Origin of the sequence: Paenisporosarcina indica (genome assembly GCF_001939075.1) — a bacterium.
Classification (GTDB): Bacteria; Bacillota; Bacilli; order Bacillales_A; family Planococcaceae; genus Paenisporosarcina; species Paenisporosarcina indica.
In genome coordinates this window covers 627,543-653,258 of sequence record NZ_MPTA01000001.1, presented here as the reverse complement: position 1 = coordinate 653,258, position 25,716 = coordinate 627,543, and the positions used below count along the sequence as shown (strand labels likewise).

Annotated in this window: 20 protein-coding genes, 2 pseudogenes and 1 riboswitch; of the genes and pseudogenes, 4 read left to right on the top strand and 18 right to left on the bottom strand. The window is 37.9% G+C overall.

The window, feature by feature from the left end; genetic code table 11:
• The first annotated feature begins 113 nt into the window (after positions 1 to 113).
• Together GY23_RS03105 and GY23_RS03100 are read left to right on the top strand one after the other, a co-directional pair.
• A complete protein-coding gene (locus GY23_RS03105; RefSeq protein ID WP_425434960.1) occupies positions 114 to 905 on the top strand; it encodes a transporter substrate-binding domain-containing protein in 792 nt (263 codons plus the stop codon).
• Between the two features lie 20 nt (positions 906 to 925).
• Positions 926 to 1,603: an amino acid ABC transporter permease gene (locus GY23_RS03100; protein ID WP_075617736.1), complete on the top strand. Its 678-nt coding sequence runs from the start codon at positions 926 to 928 to the stop codon at positions 1,601 to 1,603.
• Between the two features lie 97 nt (positions 1,604 to 1,700).
• Here GY23_RS03100 and GY23_RS03095 read toward each other — a convergent pair whose 3' ends face one another.
• The 3 genes from GY23_RS03095 to GY23_RS03085 form a co-directional block, all read right to left on the bottom strand.
• On the bottom strand, positions 1,701 to 3,005 hold the full coding sequence (locus tag GY23_RS03095; RefSeq protein WP_075617735.1) for a nucleobase:cation symporter-2 family protein: 1,305 nt from the start codon (positions 3,003 to 3,005) through the stop codon (positions 1,701 to 1,703).
• A complete protein-coding gene (locus GY23_RS03090) occupies positions 3,002 to 3,589 on the bottom strand; it encodes a xanthine phosphoribosyltransferase (protein ID WP_075617734.1) in 588 nt (195 codons plus the stop codon). Before GY23_RS03090 ends, GY23_RS03095 begins: the two co-directional genes overlap by 4 nt.
• A 152-nt stretch (positions 3,590 to 3,741) precedes the next feature.
• Positions 3,742 to 3,843, bottom strand: a riboswitch (purine riboswitch).
• Between the two features lie 101 nt (positions 3,844 to 3,944).
• Positions 3,945 to 5,282: a D-serine ammonia-lyase gene (locus GY23_RS03085; protein ID WP_425434955.1), complete on the bottom strand. Its 1,338-nt coding sequence runs from the start codon at positions 5,280 to 5,282 to the stop codon at positions 3,945 to 3,947.
• Positions 5,283 to 5,474: 192 nt separating this feature from the next.
• Here GY23_RS03085 and GY23_RS03080 point away from each other — a divergent pair, with 192 nt between their 5' ends.
• Positions 5,475 to 6,287, top strand: coding sequence for an EcsC family protein (locus GY23_RS03080; RefSeq protein WP_075617733.1), 813 nt, complete (start codon positions 5,475 to 5,477; stop codon positions 6,285 to 6,287).
• A gap of 173 nt (positions 6,288 to 6,460) precedes the next feature.
• Here GY23_RS03080 and GY23_RS18905 read toward each other — a convergent pair.
• The 11 genes and pseudogenes from GY23_RS18905 to GY23_RS03030 all read right to left on the bottom strand — a co-directional run.
• A pseudogene (locus GY23_RS18905) lies at positions 6,461 to 6,580 on the bottom strand (thiolase domain-containing protein); the annotation flags it as partial.
• Entirely contained in the window at positions 6,562 to 6,834 is a 273-nt protein-coding gene (locus GY23_RS03075) for a TRAP transporter large permease subunit (protein ID WP_075617732.1), read from the bottom strand. The gene GY23_RS03075 and the pseudogene GY23_RS18905, both read right to left, overlap by 19 nt.
• 62 nt (positions 6,835 to 6,896) lie before the next feature.
• Positions 6,897 to 8,215, bottom strand: a pseudogene (locus tag GY23_RS03070) ((Fe-S)-binding protein).
• Positions 8,208 to 9,620: an FAD-binding oxidoreductase gene (locus GY23_RS03065; RefSeq protein ID WP_075617731.1), complete on the bottom strand. Its 1,413-nt coding sequence runs from the start codon at positions 9,618 to 9,620 to the stop codon at positions 8,208 to 8,210. Before GY23_RS03065 ends, GY23_RS03070 begins: the two are co-directional and overlap by 8 nt.
• Before the next feature lie 160 nt (positions 9,621 to 9,780).
• On the bottom strand, positions 9,781 to 10,872 hold the full coding sequence (locus GY23_RS03060) for a CdaR family transcriptional regulator (RefSeq protein ID WP_075617730.1): 1,092 nt from the start codon (positions 10,870 to 10,872) through the stop codon (positions 9,781 to 9,783).
• A gap of 125 nt (positions 10,873 to 10,997) precedes the next feature.
• Positions 10,998 to 11,183, bottom strand: a complete 186-nt coding sequence (locus tag GY23_RS03055; protein WP_075617729.1) for a hypothetical protein — start codon at positions 11,181 to 11,183, stop codon at positions 10,998 to 11,000.
• 182 nt (positions 11,184 to 11,365) lie between these two features.
• Positions 11,366 to 12,160, bottom strand: a complete 795-nt coding sequence (locus tag GY23_RS03050; protein WP_075617728.1) for a VLRF1 family aeRF1-type release factor — start codon at positions 12,158 to 12,160, stop codon at positions 11,366 to 11,368.
• Positions 12,161 to 12,295: 135 nt separating this feature from the next.
• The gene (locus tag GY23_RS03045; protein ID WP_075617727.1) at positions 12,296 to 13,486 is read right to left on the bottom strand and encodes a DHH family phosphoesterase; all 1,191 of its coding nucleotides are present in this window, start codon (positions 13,484 to 13,486) and stop codon (positions 12,296 to 12,298) included.
• Positions 13,487 to 14,047: 561 nt separating this feature from the next.
• Positions 14,048 to 18,388 carry a S8 family peptidase gene (locus tag GY23_RS03040; RefSeq protein WP_075617726.1) on the bottom strand — a complete coding sequence of 1,447 codons (4,341 nt, stop codon included), beginning with the start codon at positions 18,386 to 18,388 and terminating at the stop codon, positions 14,048 to 14,050.
• Positions 18,389 to 19,159: 771 nt separating this feature from the next.
• Entirely contained in the window at positions 19,160 to 20,176 is a 1,017-nt protein-coding gene (locus GY23_RS03035; protein ID WP_075617725.1) for an LLM class flavin-dependent oxidoreductase, read from the bottom strand.
• Between the two features lie 149 nt (positions 20,177 to 20,325).
• Positions 20,326 to 21,372 (bottom strand): hypothetical protein, encoded by a 1,047-nt coding sequence (locus GY23_RS03030; RefSeq protein ID WP_075617724.1) that lies wholly within the window; start codon positions 21,370 to 21,372, stop codon positions 20,326 to 20,328.
• Positions 21,373 to 21,901: 529 nt separating this feature from the next.
• Here GY23_RS03030 and GY23_RS03025 point away from each other — a divergent pair.
• Positions 21,902 to 22,243 carry an MraY family glycosyltransferase gene (locus GY23_RS03025; protein WP_075617723.1) on the top strand — a complete coding sequence of 114 codons (342 nt, stop codon included), beginning with the start codon at positions 21,902 to 21,904 and terminating at the stop codon, positions 22,241 to 22,243.
• A gap of 342 nt (positions 22,244 to 22,585) precedes the next feature.
• Here GY23_RS03025 and GY23_RS03015 read toward each other — a convergent pair whose 3' ends face one another.
• The 4 genes from GY23_RS03015 to GY23_RS03000 are packed head-to-tail and all read right to left on the bottom strand — an operon-like array spanning position 22,586 to position 25,633.
• Positions 22,586 to 23,116, bottom strand: coding sequence for a 1,2-dihydroxy-3-keto-5-methylthiopentene dioxygenase (locus GY23_RS03015; protein WP_075617721.1), 531 nt, complete (start codon positions 23,114 to 23,116; stop codon positions 22,586 to 22,588).
• The gene (locus GY23_RS03010; protein WP_075617720.1) at positions 23,116 to 23,748 is read right to left on the bottom strand and encodes a methylthioribulose 1-phosphate dehydratase; all 633 of its coding nucleotides are present in this window, start codon (positions 23,746 to 23,748) and stop codon (positions 23,116 to 23,118) included. Before GY23_RS03010 ends, GY23_RS03015 begins: the two co-directional genes overlap by 1 nt.
• Complete coding sequence (locus GY23_RS03005; RefSeq protein ID WP_075617719.1) at positions 23,745 to 24,410, bottom strand: 2-hydroxy-3-keto-5-methylthiopentenyl-1-phosphate phosphatase; 666 nt, start codon at positions 24,408 to 24,410, stop codon at positions 23,745 to 23,747. Before GY23_RS03005 ends, GY23_RS03010 begins: the two co-directional genes overlap by 4 nt.
• Positions 24,410 to 25,633, bottom strand: coding sequence for a 2,3-diketo-5-methylthiopentyl-1-phosphate enolase (locus tag GY23_RS03000; protein WP_075617718.1), 1,224 nt, complete (start codon positions 25,631 to 25,633; stop codon positions 24,410 to 24,412). Before GY23_RS03000 ends, GY23_RS03005 begins: the two co-directional genes overlap by 1 nt.
• Positions 25,634 to 25,716 lie beyond the last annotated feature (83 nt).

The window sequence follows — 25,716 nt, the reverse complement described above, 5'->3', positions numbered from 1 at the left end:
CTCTACCTCACTCATAAATGGTATGTTTTTTACGGATTACATTTATGGGAGGGTTTATTATGAATACCATTTTTAAAAAACACCGTTGGATTGTACTAACTAGTATCTTGTCTATGGGACTTTTAGCATCTTGCGGTAACGATGATAGTAAGAAAGGAACCGAATCTGCAACTGCTTGGGAAAAAATCCAAGAAGAGGGATCTATTACGGTTGCTACATCTGGAACTCTATTAGCTACTTCTTTTCGAGATGAAGAATCAGATAAGTTGACTGGATTTGAAGTTGAAGTTGTTCGTGAAGTCGCGAACCGATTAGATCTTGAAATTGAATTTAAAGAACTTGGATTCGATGAAATGTTGACTAGTGTAAACACAGGACAAATTGATATAGCGGCAAATGATATTGAAATTACAGAAGATCGAAAAGAAAACTTCATCTTCTCTACACCATTTAAACATTCATATGGGACTGCAGTTGTTCGAAAAGATGATTTATCTGGAATCAAAACATTAGAAGACCTAAAAGGCAAAAAAGCTGCAGGAGCTTCAACTTCTGTTTATATGGAAATCGCACGAGAATTGGGTGCAGAAGAAGTAACCTACGATAACGCAACAAATGAAGTCTACTTACGCGATGTATCGATTGGGCGAACTGATGTTATCTTAAATGATTATTATCTTTCAACCTTTGGTGTAGCAGCATTTCCTGATTTAAATATCACCATTCACCCTGATATTAAATACAGTCCTTCTGAAGTCGGACTTGTAATGAACAAAGAAAATAAGGAACTTGAACAAAATGTCAATCGAGTGCTCAAAGAAATGCTAACTGACGGTACAATCACAGAAATCTCAGCCAAGTTCTTTAATGGTGCGGATGTTTCTCAAAAACCTGATATTGATTAATAGATTCGAGGGAACAATTGATGAGTGAAATTAAATGGGAACTTCTGTTTGATCCTCAGCTGGCTATTGATTCACTTCCATATGTTCTTGGGGGGATTTGGTTTACGCTCCTTATCTCATTAGTCAGTATGGCAGTGGGACTTTTTATCGGCTTTTTCTTGGCTCTTGCCCGCACATCGCATTTTGCGGTATTGCAATGGCCAGCTCGATTATACATATCATTTATGCGTGGTGTTCCAATCCTGGTAATCTTGTTTTTGTTATACTTTGGTTTTCCGGTGATTGGAATCGAGTTTACCGCAATTCAGGCAGCTTTAATTGGCTTCAGCATGAATAGTGCAGCTTATATGGCTGAAATATTTCGGTCCTCCTTGTCATCTGTTGATATCGGACAATGGGAATCTTCAAAAGCACTTGGAATGAATTACTGGCAAACGATGAAGAGAATCATTTTGCCACAATCTGTTAGAATCGCCATTCCACCCCTGTCAAATGTGTTGATGGATTTAATCAAGGCTTCTTCACTAGCAGCCATGATTACCGTACCGGAAATGTTTCAGAAAGCTCGTATTGTAGGTGCACGCGAATATGATTTGTTAACAGTTATTATTCTTGTAGCATTACTATATTGGGCAATTTGCTCAATCATGACTGTATTACAGAACTATTTGGAGAAACGCTATGCTAAATATCTTTGATATAGAAGAAACTACTATTATGACTTTGCTGATTTGATCAAAAAAATATGCAAAAAAAATCAACCATGACAATCCAATCATGGTTGATTTTTTTATTTTATGCTGCTTTTTGTTCAGAAACGATCGTTAGTTTCTCTTTTCTTGACGGTATCATATTGAACACAATGTTGAGTATAATTGCTGTTACACTTCCTGCAACAATTCCGTTACTCGTCAAAATTTGAAAGCTGGATGGTAACTGTGCAAATATTTCCGGGACAACCGTTACTCCAAGGCCCATCCCGATTGAACACGCGATAATCATCGAATTTTCTTGGGAATCAGAAATAATCTTGCTTAACATTTTAATTCCTTGGGAAACAACCATACCAAACATCGCAATCATGGCACCACCTAAAACTGCCTCTGGAATGATTGTCGTAATGGCAGCAATTTTTGGAACAAACCCAAGCATGATTAGCATAAGACCGGTTAATAATATTATTTTTCTCGATTTAACACCGGACATTTGAATTAGTCCAACATTTTGCGAGAATGTCGTATACGGAAAGGCATTGAAAATACCGCCAAGTAAAACGGCAATCCCTTCTGCACGGTACCCTTTTGATAAATTTTCTTTCGAAATTCGCTTATTGGTAATATCACCCAATGCAAAGTAAACACCTGTTGACTCCACAAGCGAAACCATTGCTACTAAAATCATTGTGACAATGGCTGACCATTCAAATGTAGGCATTCCAAAGTAAAATGGTTGTACCATATGGAAAAACGATGCATCTAGAACCGGAGAAAAATCAACTTTCCCCATAAATACTGAAACGATTGTCCCTACAATCAGTCCAAGTAGTATTGAGATGGCTCTCATAAAACCAGTTGAAAATTTGTAAACAAGCAGGATGAAAACCAATGTACCAAATGCTAGAGAGACATTGGATAATGAACCAAAATCACTAGCTCCTTGGCCCCCACCCATATTGTTTATTGCCACTGGTATTAATGTAATCCCAATAATCGTTACTACAGAACCCGTTACAACAGGCGGGAAGAATTTAACCATTTTCCCGAAGAATTGACTAATGACGATTACAAACAGTCCAGAGACAATGATCGCACCATAAATTGCAGAAACTCCATATTCACCACCAATTGCAATCATCGGGCCGACTGCAGTAAATGTACAGCCCAACACTACTGGAAGTCCGATTCCGAAGAAACGGTTATTGACTATTTGCAAGATTGTAGCAATCCCACACATCAAGATGTCAATGGAAACCAGGTATGTAAGTTGAGTAGCAGAAAGCCCAAGCGCATCTCCGACAATTAAAGGCACAATAACTGCGCCTGCGTACATAGCAAGCAGATGTTGGATTCCTAAAGCCGTTGCTTTAAATGAATTCTTCAAGAGACCGTTACCTCCTCAAAAAATTCTATATTTCCATTTTGTAACGAAGAAATTATTGCTAGGGATTCTACACGGATCCCACTATTTCGTATCATTTTCCCACCGGATTGAAATCCTTTTTCAATCACAATACCGACACCTGCCAATTTTGCACCCGCTTGATCCAAAATATCTGTCAGTCCGAGTACTGCTTGCCCATTTGCTAGGAAATCATCTATTATAAGCACCACATCGTCCTCATCAATAAACTCTTTTGAAACAGAGATGTCGTTCGTTTCGTTTTTTGTAAACGAATGAACACTTGACGTAAATAGATTATCCTTTAATGTGACTGATTTTCTTTTTCTTGCAAATACCACTGGAACACCTAAATTTAATCCTGCCATCATAGCCGGTGCAATACCAGAAGATTCAATCGATAGAATCTTTGTGATACCTGCATCTGCAAATCGAACGGCAAATTCATCTCCTATCTCTTTCATTAAAGGTGGATCAATTTGATGATTTAAAAAAGAATCTACCTTCAATACTGTATTTGACAATACTTTACCTTCTTTTACTATTTTATTCTTTAAACTTTTCATTTAATTCGTCTCCCTTCTTATCTATCACGTCAAAGGGCAATAAAAAAAGCCCTAAGACCGTGCATCCATTCATACCATGAGTGGAGCAATGTCTTTCGAGCTGATCATTCGAAAGGAACAGAAAAGAAACATGCGAAAAATACGCATGAAATAATCTATTCTTTGCTTCTCATAGTCAGTTTGTTTAAGGCAAACTGGTAGAAACTCGCAGGCCATATCCCTGCTATTATATGAGTAAATGCTATTAGATTGTTTTCAGTATATCACGCAAAAGAAGATTTTCAATGCGTATTTTTATTGATGAATAATTCCAAACATTCATTTTTTACATGCTTTACAGGTAAGAAATTCACTATTATTCAGTCTCTATTAAACTTTTCCCCTGCTCATAAAATTCTTTCATTTCTTTTTCAGGTACAAGTGATCCACCTGTAGCCCATACGATATGTGTGGCTTTTTTCATGTTCAAGCTATTTTCTTTCGCATAGTCTGAATGTATGATTTTAACTGGTCCGATCAATCCAGCAGCTGCAGATGGTTCCAAATAAATCTCTTCACTATCGACCAGTTTGACTAGCATCTTAAAGAAGTCGTCATCGTCTATTGTATAAACCCCACTTATTAATTTTTCACATATGGATGATGCGAAACTTGATGGACGGCCAACTGCTAATCCATCCCCTTCTGTACGATTGTCTATATCAAAATCCTTGACACTGATTTTCTCTTTTTCACCAGTTAGTAAACCAATTAACATGGCAGGAGAATGGGTTGGTTCGACAAAGAAACAATGGACATGATCTCCGAATACTTGCTTTAACCCGAAAGTAATTCCACCTGGAGATCCTCCAACTCCACATGGTAGATAAACAAATAAAGGATGTTTTGCATCAACTTGAATCTTTTCATGTTCTAGCTGTTTTTGCAGTCGAATTGCAGCCACGCTATACCCTAAGAATAAGTGTCTGGAATTTTCATCATCGACAAAATAACCATGTCGTTCTTTCGTCGTTTGTTGTCTACCAGCAAGGATAGCCTCACTGAAATCCCCGATAAACTCATGCACAGTCGCACCTTTTCTTATCAGTAAATCTTTCTTCCATTGTTTTGCATCCGCTGACATGTAGACGGAAACACGAAAACCCAGTTTCGCACCAATTATGCCAATACTTAAGCCTAAATTACCAGTCGATCCTACTCCCACGTTATACTGATGAAATAGCTTTTTGAATTGTTCACTTGAAAATATGGAGTAATCATCTTCTTTGGTAACTAACCCCGCTTCAATCGCTAACTTTTCAGCAAATTGAAGCACTTCATACACGCCACCTCGTGCTTTAATCGACCCAGCAATGGGCAGTTCGTTGTCACACTTTAACAAGAGTTCACCTTTTATCTTGTCCATATATTTTTTATTAAGTGCATTTTTCATGTTTGGTATTTTTCTTAAGGGCGATTCGATTATTCCTTTCGAATCATTCGTTTCTGGAAATTCTTGTGCCAAAAATGGAGCAAAACGATCCCATAATTCCGCTGCTTCCTCCATGTCTTGTTTATTAACAGGAAGAATAGAAATGTGATTCATTTTTTTCAGGTTAGGATTCAACCAAACAACTGGTTCCAAGTTAGTTATTTGGGTTAGTAAAGGGAATTTTTTTAACCAATTATTTAATTCTGGTTGTTCAAAGCCCAAATGATTCATCCTTTCATGAACATATTCGTTGAAGCAATTTTTGATAAATAGAGAAGTTACATTCAATAATCACTCATTAAGTTAATCATACTAGATGATGATATGTATGTATTACTGCTTTGATTAGCGAATCATGAAACTTTTTTATCAATTGTATCGTATTAGTATTAATTAGTGAAAGAGGCGAAAAGTATGAAGGAATCTAAACAATGGTTGATAGAAGAATTAAGAACGGTAGAGGCATGGGAGAAAGATCAAAGTGATTTATGGTTTTGGGAAAAGATTGGTCGTTTACCATTTAAGCTAATTGATAAATGGACTCCTGCATTCATTCAGAATAAGATTGGCTTAATCTTGGATGAACTTGGTAAATATGTTCAAACTGGTGGTAGCTATTTAAGTTCAGTATCAGCGATTTCGTCTTATTATTCAAAATTATCCATTACAAAATTAGAAGAAGTAGCAAAACTCCCCCTTTCCACAATGGATGAAGCTGTAGGAAAACTAACAGGAACTAGAAAAAATCTTGCAACATTTCAAGGTGCTAGCACTGGGATTGGTGGAATTTTCACCTTATCCATAGATATTCCACTTCTCCTGGGTTTGCAATTAAAAACCTTACAAGATATTGCAATTTGTTATGGATATGATCCTAAGGCAAAGGAGGAACGCCTATTCATCGTGAAATGTCTCCAATTTGTTTCTGCTGACATTGTAGGAAAACAAGCAATTCTTAAACAATTATCTCAGTTTGATCATCAAGATCAAACTGCTAAAAGAGAAGTTCTTTCCGAACTACAAGGATGGCGTGAAGTTGTATTCTCTTATCGTGATCGAATGGGATGGAAAAAACTATTTCAAATGATTCCTATTGCTGGTCTCGTGTTTGGTGCATTTATCAATCGAGGTGCTGTCCATGATATTGCTGAAGCGGGGAAAATGCTATATCGCAAACGGAGAATCATTGAAAGGCTTGCAGTTGATCCTGTGAGCAAAGAGATTTGATATTTATATTTTGAAGTCTCTCTTTATTTTGCATAAATCTTAATCATTAATATATGAAAAAAGGATACTCACGGGATCCTTTTTCATATATTCTTTTAGTTTTCCTTGAATCGTTTGATTAAAACCACGATCTACAATTTCTGATAAATATATACTCCATCTTCTACTCGGTCTAGACCTGCATGTTTCTCATTTGAGTTTGTATCCATTGCGGCATTAAAGCCTTGTGTGACATTGGCAGTAGAGGCGTGTTTCATTTTTTCAACACCAGCTACTAAAACGGTTTCATATTCCTACCGGTTATGATGGCTACTTCGTGGTTGAATTTCAAAAAATCATCTCCTTTTTTAACTCCGAATAAGACTGGTTGGAATGCTGATAATACAGGAATATAGGTAACTCGCATCAGCACAATTATTGATGAAATGAGGAATGGGACAACGCTGTTCGGTATCTCTACTATGTTGGTATTCAATATACTTGCCGCAACATACAAGTTCAATCCTACTGGTGGTGTAAATAACCCAATATCCCTTGAACTTAACAATAATGCTGCTAAGAAATCTATTGTCCCAAGGTTGAGTTTTTTCTAAAACATTCCCAACACACCTATGTTTGATTTTTTTGAACTACTTCATATAGAAAGTCGACTATATGTAACGCCTGTATTTCTTTTTCCAATCCCTCACGCTGGATTCCCAATTGCATTTGCATCAAGCACCCTGGATTAGAAGTAACCAACTTCGCTGGTTGTAAATCTTTCACCCCTTTCATTTTCAGATAAGAATCCGTCTTGCCATTTCCGGTTGAAGTAAGTTGTAAATCCCTGCTGATCCACAACAACTTCCTGCATCGATTAATTCTTTATATTCAAAGCCAGGTGCATCCATTAAGAGTGACCTTGGCTCTAAAAATATTTTATTAACATTGCGTAGATGACAGGAATCTTGATAGGTAACGATTGCGACATCTTCAGATCTCATTTCCTTTAATCTTGCATTCATCCCGAGTTTGATAAAGAGGGATGAAATATCAATTAGTTTCTGCGAGAATTGATTTGCTTTTTCTGCATATTTGGAATTTTCTTGTAAATGCTTTTCGTATTCTGAAAGAAATGCACCACAACCACCCGCGTTATTGACTATATAATCAAATTCATTTGAATCGAACGCATCTACATTTATTTTTGCATTTCTCAACCCTTTTTCTAACTCCCCGCTATGTCCGTGTAGAGCACCGCAACATTGTTGTTCCCGCGGAATGATTACTTCTGCTCCAAGCCATTCTAAAAGTTTAATCGTTTTTCTATTCGTTTCTTGGAACAAAGTGTCCATTAGACATCCTGTAAAAAAGGCCACTTTGGTTGTTTTCGGTTTAAGTGAGCTTACTCGTTCCTTTTTCTTTTCAATGGCTGGTAATACCCCTTCCATCTCCTTCATGAAAGGAGGAAAAAGATTTAAGAAACCAATCTTACGAGTAACTGTTTGTAAACCAGACTTTTGATAAAATTGAACTAACTTTATAGTCGTTGCCATTTTATTTTGGTCGGCGAACAAACCATCAAATGCCGTTTTACGCATCACTTTCTCTTTCATGCCTTGTGGTTTCGCATGTTGAATGGCGACTCTTGTTTCTTCGATCAGAGCACCGTACTGCACACCTGCAGGACATGCTGGTTCACAAGCTCGACATCCTAAACACATATCAAACGCGTCTGCCACCGAGCCGTCCCAAACAACATCCCCATCTCTCATCGCCTTCATTAAGGCAATACGGCCACGGGGTGAATGTGTTTCATCTTGATTAGTAGCCAAATACGTGGGGCAAGCCGGTAAACAGAAACCACAGCGCATACAATCCATAATATATTCTTCGTCTACATGTTCTCGGAAACTATCTTGCATTCTTTGCTGCAATTCACTAACCATTGTGAATCACCAGCCTTGTCTTGGTCTCCTTCGCAAAAATCTTCCCTGGATTCATAATATTAAGCGGGTCGATTGACTGTTTTATTTGCTTCATGAGATTGATGCCACTTTCACCGAGTTTCCATTCCAAATATGGTGCTTTCATTTCCCCTACACCATGTTCGCCAGTAATCGTTCCACCCAGTTGGATCGCTACTTCAAAAATTTCTGCTAATGCATGTTCAACTCGAATCATTTCTTCTTTGTTTCGAACGTCTGTCAAACAAGTCGGATGCAAGTTCCCATCACCCGCATGACCAAATGTTGATATTTGAACATCATGTTTAATCGCAATTTCTTGAATTGCACGCACCATTTTTGCAATTTCGGAGCGTGGAACTGTTGCATCCTCTAAAATCGTCGTGGGTCTTTTTCGTGCCAAAGCGGAAAGTGCTACTCGTCGACCTGTCTTAAGGACATCCGCTTCTTCAGGAGAAGCAGCGATTGATGTAGAGGTTGCCCCTTCTGCTACTGCGATTTCGATCATTTTTTGAATATCTTTTTGTACGAGTTCCACGTCCCCATCCTGCTCCATTAAAAGCATTGCTTCAGCATCACGTGGCAAACCGATATTCATGAAATCCTCTACTGCCCCAATCGTGCCACGGTCCATGAATTCTAAAGTGACTGGTATTATTTTATTCGCAATGATGGATGATACCGTTCTTGCAGCATCCTCCAATGAATTGAAGTAAGCAATTCCCGTTTTTTTGTAGACTGGGAGTGGAATCAGTTTCAATGTAATTTCAGTAATAATCCCGAGTGTACCTTCTGACCCTACTAGTAGTGAAGTAAGATCGTAACCTGCAACATCTTTTGCGAGTTTCCCACCCGTTTTTAATACAGATCCGTTTGGAAGAACTACGGTAAGTGCTCTTACATAATCTTTCGTAACACCGTATTTTAATCCACGTAGTCCTCCAGAATTCTCACTGACATTTCCACCGATTGTGGAAATTTTCATGGAACTTGGATCAGGTGGGTAAAAAAGACCATTTGCTTCTACATATGTACTTAAATCAAGTGTGATCATTCCTGGTTGAACAGTTATTGTTAAATTCTCTTCATCCAACTCAATCATTTCATTCATCCGATTGAATAATAGTACAACCCCACCTTGAGTAGGAACCGTTCCAGCAGCAAGATTAGTTCCAGACCCTCTCGAAATGATTGGTATATGTTCTTTTGAACAAAGCTTTACAATTTCAACGATTTCTTCAGTGTTTTTTGGAGAAATTACTAAATCGGGTTTCGACTGGAAATTTGCTGTTGCATCATAAGAATAAGCAAGAAGTTGAGCTTTTGAATACTTGATGTTTTCTTTTCCAACTATTCTTACAAATGACTGAATCATCTCATCATTCATTGTTCCTCCCCCTCTCTAGTAAAATCGTTTGATAACGCTTATATTATTATAATATTTTAATAGTTCGGACTTCTATAGAAGATAAAACATTTTTACTCTCATATTTGACACATTTTTTGTCCGAATAGACAAAAAACACTCTCATATTGAGAGTGTTTCACTATTTTTTTGTTAATATGCGAACGGCTGTATAGATCATGGTCAGATCGTTTTTATCATTTAAATCAATCCCAAGAATGTTTTCAATTTTATTTAGTCTATACTTTAATGTGTTTTTATGTATATGCAGCTCATCTGCAATTTCTTGAAGGGAACCTTTCTTATAAAGCCATACTTCAAGATTTTGTAATAATTCTTCTTCCGCAAGAAGTGGTTCAATTGTGCGTCTTAAAAATTCTGATTTAATTTCTTTTGGTATGGAATAGTACAACAATTCGAGTTTTAAATCTTCTTCGAAAATAATCTTATTTTGTCTCGAAGATATTGCAGTTCCAATTTCCGCTTGTTGAAATGACTGAGCGAGTTCATTAAACTCTTTTGTTTCCCCCACTCCAATATATACTTGTTGTTTGGATATTCGTTGAATTTTTAACGCTAAATTTTCCAAACCTGCTTGTAGATGATTCTTCGATATAATTGGAATCAATAACACAAGTTTTTCCAAACCCCAACGCACGATTTTCAAGTCAGGATGAATGGTTTGGATATGCAATAAGTTCTCTATATCCGTAATTTCAAACTGTTTAAATGTCTGGATAATCGCCACTCGGTTATACAGAGAAATATCAATATCCAAAAGAGTTGCCCGCTTTTCAATCGAATCCATACTATTTTCTGTCGTAAACAAATCAAAAATAAAAAACTCGATTTCTCGAATCCCTCGTTCTTTTTCTTGTCGCATCATAAACTCTGTAACAAAAAGCTCTGCTACTTTTCTAACAAGTTTTGCATATTTCTCGATTTCTAACGGCGTTCCAGTTATCCCAATTACGCCAATCGGTTTTTTCGATATGACAATAGGTAACACAATCCCTTGTCTTACTCCCTGGAGTTTATCGCACATTTCTGCTGTTATATGAAGTTCTTTATGACTTTTCATTGAAATGGAGGCACCTTCATGGTATGAATTCAAACGTGTCGGATCTTTACTGGCAATCACAAATCCATTCTTATCGGTAACAATAACACTTTGTTCAATTAAAGTTGAAAGCTCCATTACGATTTGATCACCAAGAACTTGCAGATCAAACACATCCTCACCCCCCGATGTTAGTTCTAAAAAAACTATACAGGAAGATGAAGATGTGTGCTAGACGCACATGTACTTTATTGTTCGAAATACACAGTTTTCTTTATCAAGGCCTTCAAAAAAATAATTTAATTTTCCTTGCCTTCATTATCTGCATTTTTATAGCTGTTTTGTCCAACTCTGTCTTGAATTTCTTCTCGATTCATATTATTGTCTTGATCGTATTGTGATCTTGTATTACTTGCCTTTTCTTCTGCAGGATGGATCTGCTTATCATGTTGCTCTTTTTGGACTTCCTCTTTTTGATCCCTCATGATTCACGCCTCCTTCTATTTACCCCAACAATACCCTAACAAGTTTCGAATAAACTGAAATTAAAGAATTGAGAGATTACTATTAAAACCAAAAATTTGTTATATGACAAAAAACAACCACGGAAGTGAATCCGTGGTTGTTTTATAAATGTATATTAAGTATTGAATGGAAAACTTACCGCTTATTTTTCAAGTACATGCTTAATTATTTCTGCTGGTTTGCTGTTATTCAAGTTTTTAAATATACAGCTTGCCGGTTTCTCTCGCAAGGTTTTTTCAAAAGCGAGGGCATATTCAGTTTCACCAGAAACATGAATCTCTATCCAACCCCGTTCTTTTTTCAAACGTTCTAAATTGGTAGCCATGCCTTTAAAGAACCTGTACAAGTTTTCTTTCAGACGGTCATCTAAAAATTCTATATGACTGTTTCCAATAACATGTTTACCATCAGGATCCATGTCTTTATGTTCACCCCATACTTCAAGGTTTGCATCGAAAATGTAAGTCATATCCTCTTTAACCACGCCCATGGCCGTATCCAAAATGCGAACTTCACCAAAACTTGGCAGGACTATCCCAGCCTCCGGATATGCTTTGTACATATACTCCAACTGTTCAATCACAGGATGGTCTTCCCAGTGGAAACTCGATTTTACTGGAACTTGTACATAATGGACCGACCATAACTCCGGTTCTTCAGAAGCAAAAATAACGAGTCCCTTATTCAATTCTTTCTTATTATCATCAATTTCCTTTAATATTTTCTTCTTTATTTTACTGAAATAATTAAGTTCATCCTCTTTTTGGGAATCTGATAACGACTTTTCAATTTGTTTCAATCCATTTTTCAAATGAATATCCCATGCACCGTTAAGCTGTTCCGGGTCGCCTGGATTGGTGTTTAAGTAAACACTCATCACGCCACGTGTGCCACTGTGAAAATCTCTCAAATTCTGAAGTTCCTTGCTTGATGTCATTTATCCCTTAACCTCCTTCAAATTCCTTCCGATAATAGCATGCCCGTGAACTGCAAGAATAAAACTGAGACTGTGTGGCAAGTTATAAAAGAAGTGCGTTTCAATAAATACACATATACAACTTGAATGTTTATCTTATTTATTATGTTTCCGAATCTTTATATCATCCATTATATAGTTAACAAAATGATCGTCTCTAACTAGCCAAGCAGCATAGTTTCTTTTTAGGAATTCTTCGCCATCGATAAAACTTGAATAGATGGCTTCCATTTTAGCTTGATTTTGTTCAATTGCCCATTCACGATCGTTGATAGGATGTAGAAAGTACAGCGTTTCTTTTCGATCTTTATAAAGTGAGCCGAAAGTGGATTGTTTCACATTATAGCGATTTCGATGTGCATCTTCTCGTAGTGGTTCTAAGTGAAATGCTTTCACTACGTACTGTTTGTAAGCTTCGTCGGTTAAAGAACACCCGGATGCTTTTGCATGCCCACCACCACCAAACTGACCCGCTACTTCTGACACATCCACATCATCGTGACTTGTTCGAAATCCCAATCTTTTTCCACCCATATTTATTATTGCGATGTAGTCTAGGTGTGGATATGCTTTACCAAGTTCATTTCCAAGCTCAGAATGATACGATTCTGCATAAACGATTCCAGCAAAAAGTCCACCTATTTCTAATTGGACAATTTCTCTTTTTTTTCGACGGATATAGCGCTCGATTTTATTATCTTCCATATCCAGTATTTTCGTTTCAAACTCATCAAAGCTGAAATGTTCGTTCGTTTTAAGTCGATTTATTATTTTTTCTTCAAACTCTTCAATTGTGATTAAATAGAAGAGAGCATTAAGTCGCTGAGCTTGAAAATTCTCATTCTTTTCCCATTCCCACGTATCATACTGTCTTATAAGCTCGACAAATTCAGCAATTGCATCTGTTGGAGCCAGTAATTTTTCTGCAACAAGGAACTCATAATATAAGGAAGTTGCTGAAGTTAACATTCCCTCATCAACCTCGACAATCACATGTCCCCAATCGTAATTATTTAGATGCAGTGCAGTTTTATGATGATCAATTAACTTAACATTTCCCTTAGCTTGATAAAAGGCTTCCAACTTTTTTTCATTTTCTTCATTTACGGAAAGATCCGTAATAAACAAAGTCGAGTTCTTGTCAGCTTTTTCCAGAAATAACTCAACTTCACGATCTAGACTAGATACCGAATTGTATTTTACCTTTACTTGTTTATCGAAGGCGATTTTCGCCAAAATACCACAGCCAACTCCATCCAAATCATTATGCGATAGCAATCTATACATAAAATTCACCTCACAGATCAGTATGAGTTGAAACGCAGAAAATTATTTTTATTAATATCAATTATCCCCCTGTACTCTTTATATTGGTGTCCGTTCTGTAGTCCCATTGCGGTGTCGAAGTGACAAATCCTGCTCATCTTGTTTTCTAGGAATTCTAAAGACTTTACCGTATTGTGGGGTGTTCACTGAAATAGACCTTTCATTCTAAACAAGCGAGCCTAAATCGTGGAATGGCTCGTTTGTTATTTGTAAACACTGTAACTCAATTTGATGGAATCAATATGCCTAGCAAGAACCAGCGTAGGCGTCTTTCAAGTGGTAGCCGAAGTGAGTGAAGATTGGTAGTGGTTAATCCTTAGCCTCTCGCGGCAGCCATCCACAAGGCGCAGTCTAGTCTATAACGGTGAACTTATTTAGGGACCTCTATTTAGGGTTACCTGTTTTGAACACTTGGTTCGTGGTAGTGTCTAATTTTATTCTTTCTTGTAAATTTTAAAAAAGCCAAAGAGGATTGTTCATCCTCTTTGGCTTTCTCCTATACTCTCTGTTAACTGAGTAGGATTACTGAATATTAATATACAGTTTCCCTTTAGCAATTTGGCGAGTTTCATTATTGTAGTCATCTACTACTTTAACTTCAATTGACGCACCATCAGCCATTGTACCGAATGGAACTGTCCAGTAACCCACATAATGGCCATTACCTTGTTCCATCATTGGTAACTCAGTAGCATTTTGAACTTTACCTCTGACATTTGTTAAAGGCATATGAATTATAAAAGTTGCGTCTAATCCTGGCGCACTATCAAATTCAATCTTCACGCTTCTTCCTGTTGTTAGGTTCAAATCTTCAGTTGGGGTCAAGTTTTCAACTACTGGCGCATTGTATTGTGCTGTAATTGTCACTTTCTTGGTAACACGGTTATTTGCTTTATCCTTGGCTACAACCGTGATTTCGTTCACGCCATGATCCAGTAGTACTCGTTTTGAATACTTACCATTAACTACAGTTGCATTTTGACCGTTAACTTTAACCCAGTCAATGTTTGCATCTGCAATTGTACCTTCGACAGTTACTGTTTCACGGTTCGTCTTATCGCCATTAATTGGATTAGTAATCGTCAATTCTGGCTTCTTCGTATCAAGTGTCACCGTGACAGGTGCCGACTCTCCAACTTTTCTGCCATCAAGTATTGAAGTTACTTTAAATTCATTTACTCCCTCAGAAAGTACAGCTGGAATAGCGAATTTACCATTTGAGCCAACTAAAATTGATGCAACCTCTTTCCCATTGTTTTTCAGTAAAATGGTAGTGGTTGGTGAAGCATTTCCTTCCACTGTAAGGTTTTTCTCATTTGTAGTTGTACCAGTAGCAGGTGAAGTAATAACAGGTTCATTCACTTCGTAACTGACACGTGCACGAATCATGTAATTACCTTCTGCAGCAGGTGATGGTGACCACGCTCCTGAAACATATTGATAACTTCTTTTTGCATTTGTTCCGTTTTCATCTGTTGCAAGACCTGGTGTGTTAGGATTTGCAAAAGTTTGACTGTATACCATATAGAAGTCGCCATTAACGGTAATGTTGTGCTCACTCAAATCAACGACAGTCCACTGACCATTACGAAGTGCCTTCCCATCAATAGGACCAGCAAGTTTTTTACCAGGTGTACCGTTTGCACCACTTGAATCCCACACTTCTACAGCAAATGCTGTTCCACCTGGGACAGGCCATTCAGTATCCCAGAAACGGAATACACCATCTGTAACGATTGCGTTTTCTTTACCTTCCGGTAGAGACATTTTCACAGCCCAGCCATTGCCTGCTGCATTAAATGCACGTGCATTTTCAGCTGTTCCGTCATCATACCCAATTTCCCCACCTGGATACGTGTAGTATGGTTCAAGAGCTAGGTTCAATTCTAGAGCATCTGCCCCAATTGTGACCGTAGTTTCTTTACCGTGGTAACCGCGTGCAAATACTTTAAGCGTATATTCTCCTTCAAAAGCAGTGATTGAATAATTTCCTGATTCATCACTTTCCACCGGGGTAATGTTAGCATCTTCTACAAGAAGAACTGTCGCTCCTGCCACTCCTTCACCAGTAGCTTCATCAGTAACTGTTCCACTCACTGTATTTTTCGCAATTTCTTCCAAAGTAAAGTTAGCTTGTGTTGACTCTTCAGCTGCAATCGTCACCGTCTGTGACTCAGAATGGTAACCATAAGCTTCAGCTTTTACTGTAAATTCACCTGGAGCATGCGTCATTGAATAATTACCATTTGCAGGATTCGAATAAACAGACCGTCCTGATTCAAGAACACTGACTTGTGATCCTAATGGCAACAATGTCGGATTGATCGGTGATACTGCTACTGGCAAGTCTTCTGTCACAGGCATTGAAGGCTTGATTTTAGTAGGGTCAATTGGATCTTTTTCATGAATTTCACGTTTAACTTTTTCATTTACAAGGTTATTGTCGGTGATATCCCATTTTTTGCGTTTCCCTTTATCAGGTGTGCCTACTAATGACACATCAGCTAATCCAACATCATCGATATACCAGCCGGCCTTCACAACGCTACCATCTGAAAATGCGTTGAAAGCCAAGTAAACTCGTTGGTTACTGTACGCTGATAAATCTACTTCAGCATTCAGCCAATCACCAGACTCTCCTTGGATTTTAAGTAATTGAGTCCACTCCTGCATATCTGTGGAAACAAATACATGACCATAATCCCATGCTCTACCTGATGAAGATTGTTCAAAACTATGCCAATGTTTGAATTGAAGATATGATTGACCTTCAGGCAAGTCAACAGGTGGTAATACAAGTGTTGCGTTCATACCAGAGTCATAAGGACCATCTAAATTCGTTGCATATACGTTTTCACCAGATGCCGCATTTCCTGGACCAGATGTTGGAACACCCAATTCCCAACTATTCTTTTCTCCGAATGACGTCCATCCATTTACATCAACTTCAAAATCTTCGAAGTATCCAACCGTAATGCCTTGTTTTACTTCCATTGTGTATTCTTCACTTTGAACTTCGTTGTTTCCAAAATCATTGATTGTCCATTTATAGATGAACGAATTTCCTGAAATGGAAGCACCCGGAATTGTTACAGCATATTCTCCAGATTTGAAATCTCCAGATTTACGTGCTGCATCAAGTGATTGCCAAGCTCCATTTTCGTCTAAATAGCTCAATACAACGGATGCTACACTGATATTATCCGTAACTGAAATTGACAAGTTCAAATCCATTCCTGCGTATGATTCAGTAGGAGCAGTATGTGCGTACTCAGGAGCCGTGTTATCTTCTCCTTCTTTCGTCACTTGACCTTCCAATTTGCCGATGCCATTCATTATTGATGTTACTGCTTCATAAGCATCAACTAAACCATATCCATATCCATGGTTTGGAGTAGTAGTATACTGTGTATCAGTTAAAGGAATTGCTGTATCTTTCAAAATTTGTTCCATTTCAGCAACTGTCAAATTTGCATTTACTTGACGTAAAAGAGCAGCTACAGCTGATACAGCAGGACCTGACATCGACGTCCCATTCCAACCGCCTTCATACCCACTACCTGGAACAGAAGAACGAATATTCACTCCTGGTGCCGAGATATCAGGCTTAATTTGATTATATGGTGAAGGTCCACGTAACGAGAAACTTCCCACATTATTATTAATGTCTGTTGCACCAGTAGCAAATGATTCAGGGTAATTTGCTGGTGCCGCTACAGATCCAGGTCCACCTGGATTCGATAAAGTTGTATTACCCGCAGAGAATTCAGGGAAAATTTCTGCAGCACGCCAGTTAATAACAACATCTCGATACCATTCGTCAAGACCAGCTCCACCACCCCATGAGTTGTTTACAACATCTGGAGCCAAGTCAACACGTGTATTTCCTTGAGCATCAGTTGGTGCTAAAATCCATTGTGCAGCAGCCAATAGATTAGTGTCTGAACCACCAGCCGCCGTGAATGCTTTAACGGAAATGAATTTTGCTCCTGGCGCAACCCCAACTTGGTTGGAACCATTAGGCTCACTACCGACCATTGTTCCAGTAACATGTGTACCATGACCTTGATCATCATACGGTGAAGATTGTCCTGCTGTAGCGTCAAACCAGTTGAAGTTATGATTAACTTCACCTGTTTGAGCATTGTATCCACGGTACTTTTCTTTCAATGCTGGATGATTCCATTGAACACCAGTATCGATACTTGCGACCACTGTACCCGATCCGTCAATACCCATTGCCCAAACATCTGGAGCTTTGACTCTATCAACATTCCATTCAACATTGGCAACTTCAGATTTCGGAGTTACTGCATCTATCGTCTTCGTTGTAAATAATTGACGCGTTTCATTCGGTAGTACTTTTTCAACCTCTGCAAATGTAGCTACCTTCTCAGCAACTTCTTTCGTTGCAGTAACAGACATTCCATTTACGATATAGTAAGAGCTAATATCCTCAGCATTTCCATTAGCTACTTCTTTCTCCAAATATTGTTTTACATTTTGCTGTTCCTCGAGGGAAGTGGATTTTAATTCTGAAACTACTGCAGAACGTTGGACAAGCAATGATTTTTGTGAAGATAAATTCTCTTTTTCAGCACTTTCCCTGGCAGATTCAGCAACTTTTTGAGTATCTGCTTTCTCTTTGAATTTAATCAGGAACGTGACCTTCTCATCATCCTTAAAGTCGGAAAGTAACCTTTCACTTAACTTTTCTTTTGCAGTTATACTTCCACTATTGGCAGATTGATGCAATTTACTAGTGGTTTCAGCATTCGTGATCCCAGGTGCAATTAGTGAAAACGTCATTAGTAAAGATGCTACCACGCTTAAATTTTTCTTAGAATTACGCTTTTTTACCATCTTCATTCCTCCCCTTGATTTTCAAGTATCGTTTTTTCTCCAATGAAGCTTGTAGTCTTTTCGATGCAATAAAAAAAGACCACATAATTGCACCTTCCCCCTTTCCCAAATCAGTAATTTAGGTAATCAGTCTAATGGTGTAATTCGTGAATCTCTGGATGTAAATATAACTATAAAAGAAAACTAGATTAAAATTTGTCTGTTTTTGTCGAAATATTTCACCATAATCAAAGTTGGTATTTTATTCCTATTTTTTAAACTTCCTTATATAGGAAAAAAGATATACTAAATTTTCCAATATAACCACATAAAAACTGTGGTGCGTTGGTACTAAAGCGTTTTTAATTTCATCTTGTTATGGGATTTTTCTGTTAAATTTTAGAAAATTTAGAAAATAAGTAAAAACTACTAGTCTCTTAAGATTGATAATAACCACTCAGTCAACATACTTTCAAAATGTGAGTAAATACCTAATAAGGAAATTTATAAAAATAAAATTTAATAGTATAGTTAAATAATTTAAATTAACCTAAATATCTGACTAATCAGACATATCATTAAATATTAGTATCAGTAATATCGTTTTAATAATATTTACCATAAGCGAAAATAAGTAAAAATAACCACTTCATGATGGTAGGTAAAATTAGCTATAACAACAATAGCCATTATTGCTGGGTTGAAAATCAATGGGGCTGTTTTTAAAAGTTTCTTAAACGCACAAAAAAATAGGCAGAATAAAAACATTCTGCCCCTTTCCATTTATATATGTTAAGTCATCATACTCGCTATAATTTCATATGACCGAATTCGGTCTTCATGATCGAAAATCGCCGAATTTACGATTAGCTCGTTCGCTTTGGTTTGGTTCAGGAAGCTTTCCATTTTTCGTTTGACCGTATCAGGATTCCCTACAATTGTTGAATTTGTGGCTAATGTTTTTTGGAAAGTCGCTTGTTCTTGTAGTGTCCAGGTAGCATTAATGTCATCTATTGGGGGTTTGAATTGTGTTGGTTTACCTTGCATAAGACTAAACATCTGTTGCTGTTGTGATGTTGCTAACCACATTGCCTTTTCGTCAGTCTCAGCTGCAATCACATTTACACCAAGCATTGCATATGGTTCTTTTAAAACATTGGATGGCGTAAAATGTTGATGGTAAATCTGAAGAGCAGGTATTGTGAAATCGCTCGAAAAATGACTAGCAAAGGAAAAAGGCAATCCTTTTTGAGCAGCGAGTTGTGCACTGAAGCCACTAGATCCAAGTAACCAAATGGGAATCTTAAGTCCTTCTCCGGGAAATGCACGAACTCGAGCGGTTTGGCTTGGATCAAAATAAGATTGCAACTCTGCTAATTGGTCTGGAAAATCATCCCCACTGCTTTGTAAGCTCCGTCGTAATGCATAGGCAGTTGCTTGGTCACTGCCGGGTGCACGACCGAGTCCAAGATCGATTCTGCCAGGATAAATTGATTCCAGCGTACCAAATTGCTCGGCTATTACTAGTGGCGCATGGTTCGGAAGCATGATTCCACCTGAACCGACTCGAATACGTTCCGTGGCATTTGCAATATGTCCGATTAATAATGATGTCGCTGAACTTCCGATACCTGGCATATTGTGATGTTCCGCCAACCAGTAGCGGTTAAATCCCCATCGTTCAACATGCTGTGCCAATTCCACACTATTTTCAAATGACTGTCCAGCATGGCTGCCTTCATTTATAGGGGACAGGTCAAGAACAGATAATGGTATATTGTTAAACTTTCTCACTTTATTTGGAAGCATCTTTGTTCACTCCTTTTAGACTCTCTAAAAGGAAATGATACATTGTTTGTTAACATACATCTAATAATCAGCCTTGAATGACTTATGTCTACACCAACTTCTACTTGATAAGAAACAAGTGCACTTATACTTGTGCACTTATTTTTGCTTCATTCTTTATTCACGGTGGTTTCATGAGTCCCAGACCCAATATCATATTTCATCTCAAATGTATCCCTTGTATCGTCCTTTAAATCTGCCACTCGGATTGCATAGTAGGATTGTTCATGGTTTGTATAGCTCATCATTACGACTGGTTGCTCATACAAGTCACCGGTCATAATCATCTCAATCCATTCTCGGACTTCTGGATTTTCTTCTTTTGTTAATAAAGTTAAATTAGATAAAATACCTTTTCCAATGGTTGAGTTGTATTCCAACTTGTCGTAATCGACGCTGACGAAACTGCCAATTCGGAATTGATCTTTAATTAGCTTATCTCCCAAGTCATTGTTAAATTGTATATCTTCCGCAAATATGTAGTCAGCCATGTTAATCCGAAATCCATTGTCATAAATTTCTGTTATATGTCCCGATGTACTACCTTCGGGATGGGCTGCTGCCATTTCTTTATTACGTCGCTCCTGTTCAAGTGCTTGTTCGTTCACAATCTCTTTCACATTAAATGAATTGTCAGCACGATCAATTTCCGCTTCATATTTCTTCCCATGAATTTCCCATTCGAAAAAATGCAATATGATTGATTGCTCCGTTACGTCTTCAATCGTTGTTGAAAGAATATTTCCGGTTTCTTGATTTTCGAAAAAGTGTCGAATGGATTCACTCACTTTCAGGCTTTCAATATCGTTTTGCAGCACAACAGAAGTTGCAAATCCTTGACCAGGAAAAGATTCGAGGATGTACCCTTCATCCTCTATATTGACTAGATCACCAGCATGAAGCTCATCAATAGTCAGTTTCTCTTTGTTTGATTTTTCCATCTTTGTCTTTTCACTGATTGTATAATACGTTGATCCAATTAATATTCTATCTTCTCCTACCGATTCTATGAGACTGAATTCAGAAAATGATTGTGAAACCTCTTTAGGGCTTGCTGTACCTGCTAAAGAGACTTTCTGTTTCTCACTAACGCCACAACCCGTTATTAAAACCACAACTAAAATAGTAGTAATTACCCTTTTTAATAATAAATACATTTTTCCAACTCCTATCTAACTTATTAGACGGGAGTTTTGGAATTCCGTTACAGATCATTTTCAGTAAGATAACAAGACTATATCCATAAAAATAGAGTGACCAAAATAGCTAATGATGTAATGAATTTTGTAAAAGAAATAACTTTTTCTTTTATTTAAAGGCTTTGTTAAATGTAAAGGTTGATTTAAAAATGCGCATAAAAAATGAGCTGGGAAATGTATCTCCAAGCTCGTTTTATTTTTTGTCCTTTTTTACTAAAGCACCCGGTAGTTTAAGTGGAATTTTTCACAATATTTTTTTCGCCTTAACAGAATCTAATCCATCAATGTATAGAGGTGTATTAAAAAGACGCCTTTTTACTTATGAAACACGCCCTTTTCTTGAATTACTATTTATATAGCAATTAGTTGTTTTCTATTAAATCTGATTTTTATACATATTATAATATTGTATTGTAAGGAATAGAGGTAATGAATGAGTTTTATAGAATTTATTATTAGTTAGAAAAGAGAAAAGGAGAAGTGAAAAGTGAGAGAACAAATAATTCCAGCGTTAATCTCTTTTGTAGTTGTTTCAATTTTATCTCCGCTATTAATCGCTATTTTGAGACAACTTAGGCTCATTCAACCGATAAGAAAAGAACTTCCTTCAGATCATCAATTAAAAAAAGGCACTCCGTTAATGTTTGGAATTATTCTTTTTGTAGGAATTATAGTATCAATTCTTTTTTCTCCTACTCCATTCATGTATTTCTTGTCTATTACTTACATTCTTTTTAGTTTTATTGGATTTTTGGACGATTTTTGGAAAGCTTCTCGTCAAGATCCAGAAGGGGTATCGGGTTGTAGGGGGGACTACATTTTGGCATAATTTAAAGATTTTATATGTAAAAAACGATGCTCGACTTGGAGATCGTTTTAAGTTGGAACTCCATTTCATAGCAACACCCTATAAATTGCATATTGTAAAAAAGCCAATGACAATTATTGAACTTACCTGCTTCGTTAACATGAATATCCAGTGCGAAATTATATATGGAACCCCATTCTCCACATGCATTCATTATTAATCAACCTTCTCCATTAACAGAGCCTATTTAAATAAAGATCAGGACCATTTCTACAATGAAAGGGTCCTGATCTTTATGCACATTACACTATTTTTTTATATTCCTTCACAAGAATGATTCATCTAACTATTTATTCATACTAGTTAAGCTTCAACACTTTCCTGATATACTGGTACCCAACCTTCAGAAGTTACAAATATACGAATTGCAACAACTTTACGGTCTTCAGCTAGAGTAAAATAATGAGTGATGTTTTCCGGAACCGATATTAAATCTCCAGGAACCAGATGCACTTCAAAGAATCGTTCGTCTTTTCCTTGAATAATGAACACACCATGTCCACTTACGATATAGCGGACTTCATCGTCTGTATGAATGTGTTTTCGTTGGAAGTTTTTTAACAGCACATCTAAATTTGGATTGGAATCCGACAACGAAATAATATCAGCAGCTTGGTACCCACGACGTTGAGATATATCGTCCACTTCCACTTTGAAGGCTACCAGAATTTCTTCTTTTTCTTCTTCGCTTAAATCGTATTTTTCACGAAGGTTTTCAGGTAGTTTTTCTATGTCCCAATGCTCATAAATAACTTCTTGCTGCTCTAGAAATACCGCTACCTCGTTTTGTGATTCAATTACTTCGTTTGTTCCTTGAATTTTGATGATCGCCATTATACTCTTCCTCTCATTTTTAGATTGAATTGATCCAATGTCAGCTGATATTGGAATAAAAACTCACTGGCTTCCAATAGTTTCTTGGCTTCAAAGCCATCTTTTCCCCAAACCGTGATTCCATGATTCCGTATCAAAACAGCCCCTTTTCCTGCATGGATCTGAGCTTGAAACTCATCAGCCAGCCTAGGGATATCTGCAAAATTCCGAATGATGGGAATGGTCAATACAGCGTCTTCTTCCCATAGGTCAAACGCCTTGATAAGTTCCTGTCCTTGGAACTCAATCTTACCTGCATCCCCATACCTTTCGGAAATAACATTGTTCGCCACTGTATGAACATGAAGACTGCAACCAGCACTTGTTGTGCTGTAAACCGCACAGTGCAGTAAAGTTTCAGCAGACGGTTTTAATTTCGTTACGCCGACAGCTTTCCCTTCAGCGTCCACGAGCAAGAAATCTTCCATTGTCCTCTTCTTCTTATCCTTTCCACTGGCTGAGACCAGGAACTGAATAGGGCTGTCATTAACCTTAATCGAAAGATTTCCGCTTGTTCCCATGAACCAATCTCGGATCGACAATTCGTCCTTTATATCGGCAAGTTCCATCCACTTCTCGGTAATGGTGTTCATTTCTTCACCCCCACATGCGTCTCAAGAATAGAGATGACATCATGAAAGTTTTCAAAGGGGTTATAAAGTAAATTATATTCCTCACATTTTTCAATGAGTAAATCTCTGGCAATAACCATATCAGCCAGTTTGGCGGCTTCAATATCTGTGATTGAATCTCCAATCACTATGCTGATAGTCCCTTCAGAAAGGTACTCTCGCATGATGGAAGGCTTGCAGCAACCACAGCCTTGACTTGAACAGTGATGATCGCATCCATTCGGAAAGACAATATTTATATTTTCTCCTGAAAATTCGGCCTCGTTGCAATAAATGCCGTCAAATGGACCATATTCCTCGAGAAGTGGACGGACAAAGAAATCAATTCCCCCACTCACAATATAAAGTGGAATCTTGTGTGTTTTTGTATAGGCAACAAACTCTACAAATCCTTCACGAATCTGCGCTTCTTCAATCACGTACGAGATTATTTCATTTTTCAGCGACGAAGGCAGCATGGAGAACATCTGTCTTACTCCCACTTGTATGGAAATCTTTTCGGACAAGATATCATCTTTTATCTTGGTCCATCCTGGTGGATCAAACTTCTTCATGATATGAATTAAATTATCGTGAGTCGTTATAGTCCCATCAAAGTCACAAAAAATCATTGGTTTACTCATCATTTACCTCCCCACAAATCAAGGGCGATTCCCAATTCCTGTTGTTCTTCCGCCGCTTCAAGCAATGTTTTTCCAGCCAATACGGCGTCGAGTGCTTGCCTGAATGCTCGGCCACCTCCAGTAGCACCCAGTGGATGTCCGTGGACACCGCCTCCAGCATTGATGACACAATCATTCCCAAAGTCTTTGACTAACAGTGGGACAAGGCCTGGATGAATGCCAGCGGAAGGAACTGGTAAAGTTCTCTTAATTGCAGTTGTTTCTTTCGTTAATTCATCACCAATTGCAAGTGTAGCTTCTTTTTCCAGGGCTACGCTCCCATATGGCGATGGGAAGAGAGAAAAATCAGCCCCTGCGTAGCGAGTCAGTTTTCCAAGGACGAGTGGATGTGATACCCCGTAAAATTCAGAACTAGTAAAAGAACCACTAAATGCTGGATGAGCCAATATTGGTAACTGGATTCCCTTGTCTTCCGCCAATTCCTGGAGGACGTCCAGTCCATATGTATGAACATTGAAAAGAATGGCATCTGCACCAAGTTCTCTGGCTAATTTCGCCTTATCTCTCAGTTGTGATGACCGTCCCGATAAATTCACTGCATATAAGGTGCGATGTCCGGTTTGTTCGTATACCTCACGGAGCACTTCCCTCCCCCTCGAGATCCGCTGTTCAAATGGAGTTAATGGGTTATCGAACAAGATTTCGTCGTCCTTGACCAAATCCACCCCACCTAGTGCCTGTTCACGCAATTGAGACGTCAAATAGGCCATATCCCTGCCCAATACACCTTTGAAAATACTCATTACAAGCGGGCGGTTATGTACTTCCAGTTTTTTGCGTATACCTTCAACGCCAAATCTGGGGCCCGGAAAATCCTGCAATAGTTTCGGTCCAAATTCCAGATCCAATAACTTCACTTTTCCATCCAGGGACAGTTTCCCAAAAACAGTCGTCAGGATTGCAGGTAAATCTGGCGAAAAGTTTGCACTTGGATAAGATATTTTAACTACCGCTTTTATTTCATCATTTTGTTGAGGGTCATAAGAATCAGGAAATTCTTTAATTGAAACCACATACCCTTTATGATTCTTCAACTGTTCCTGCTCGAGCAATGGCAAGTCTGTCCAAGAACCAATTGTCAGGCCAAGTGCTATTCCTTCTGCCTTTTTCTCGAAAGAACCCGGTCTTCCAAATAGCTGATAGCTTGCTGTTATTTCACTCATCGTGTTCTATTCTCCTTCTAGTAACTATCATTCTGATTCAATAACACCTATTAAATGGCACAAAAAAACCGCTTCAAATAAGA

Excerpts from the sequence above, each read along its gene's own strand:
- GY23_RS03100 (WP_075617736.1), top strand. The coding sequence starts at position 926 with ATGAGTGAAATTAAATGGGAACTTCTGTTTGATCCTCAGCTGGCTATT.
- GY23_RS03065 (WP_075617731.1), bottom strand. The coding sequence starts at position 9,620 with ATGAATGATGAGATGATTCAGTCATTTGTAAGAATAGTTGGAAAAGAA.
- GY23_RS03005 (WP_075617719.1), bottom strand. The coding sequence starts at position 24,410 with ATGAGTAAACCAATGATTTTTTGTGACTTTGATGGGACTATAACGACT.
- GY23_RS03055 (WP_075617729.1), bottom strand. The coding sequence starts at position 11,183 with ATGAGGGATCAAAAAGAGGAAGTCCAAAAAGAGCAACATGATAAGCAG.
- GY23_RS03035 (WP_075617725.1), bottom strand. The coding sequence starts at position 20,176 with ATGCTTCCAAATAAAGTGAGAAAGTTTAACAATATACCATTATCTGTT.
- GY23_RS03030 (WP_075617724.1), bottom strand. The coding sequence starts at position 21,372 with ATGTATTTATTATTAAAAAGGGTAATTACTACTATTTTAGTTGTGGTT.
- GY23_RS03105 (WP_425434960.1), top strand. The coding sequence starts at position 114 with ATGGGACTTTTAGCATCTTGCGGTAACGATGATAGTAAGAAAGGAACC.
- GY23_RS03050 (WP_075617728.1), bottom strand. The coding sequence starts at position 12,160 with ATGACATCAAGCAAGGAACTTCAGAATTTGAGAGATTTTCACAGTGGC.
- GY23_RS03000 (WP_075617718.1), bottom strand. The coding sequence starts at position 25,633 with ATGAGTGAAATAACAGCAAGCTATCAGCTATTTGGAAGACCGGGTTCT.
- GY23_RS03010 (WP_075617720.1), bottom strand. The coding sequence starts at position 23,748 with ATGAACACCATTACCGAGAAGTGGATGGAACTTGCCGATATAAAGGAC.
- GY23_RS03040 (WP_075617726.1), bottom strand. The coding sequence starts at position 18,388 with ATGGTAAAAAAGCGTAATTCTAAGAAAAATTTAAGCGTGGTAGCATCT.
- GY23_RS03015 (WP_075617721.1), bottom strand. The coding sequence starts at position 23,116 with ATGGCGATCATCAAAATTCAAGGAACAAACGAAGTAATTGAATCACAA.
- GY23_RS03090 (WP_075617734.1), bottom strand. The coding sequence starts at position 3,589 with ATGAAAAGTTTAAAGAATAAAATAGTAAAAGAAGGTAAAGTATTGTCA.
- GY23_RS03045 (WP_075617727.1), bottom strand. The coding sequence starts at position 13,486 with ATGTATAGATTGCTATCGCATAATGATTTGGATGGAGTTGGCTGTGGT.
- GY23_RS03080 (WP_075617733.1), top strand. The coding sequence starts at position 5,475 with ATGAAGGAATCTAAACAATGGTTGATAGAAGAATTAAGAACGGTAGAG.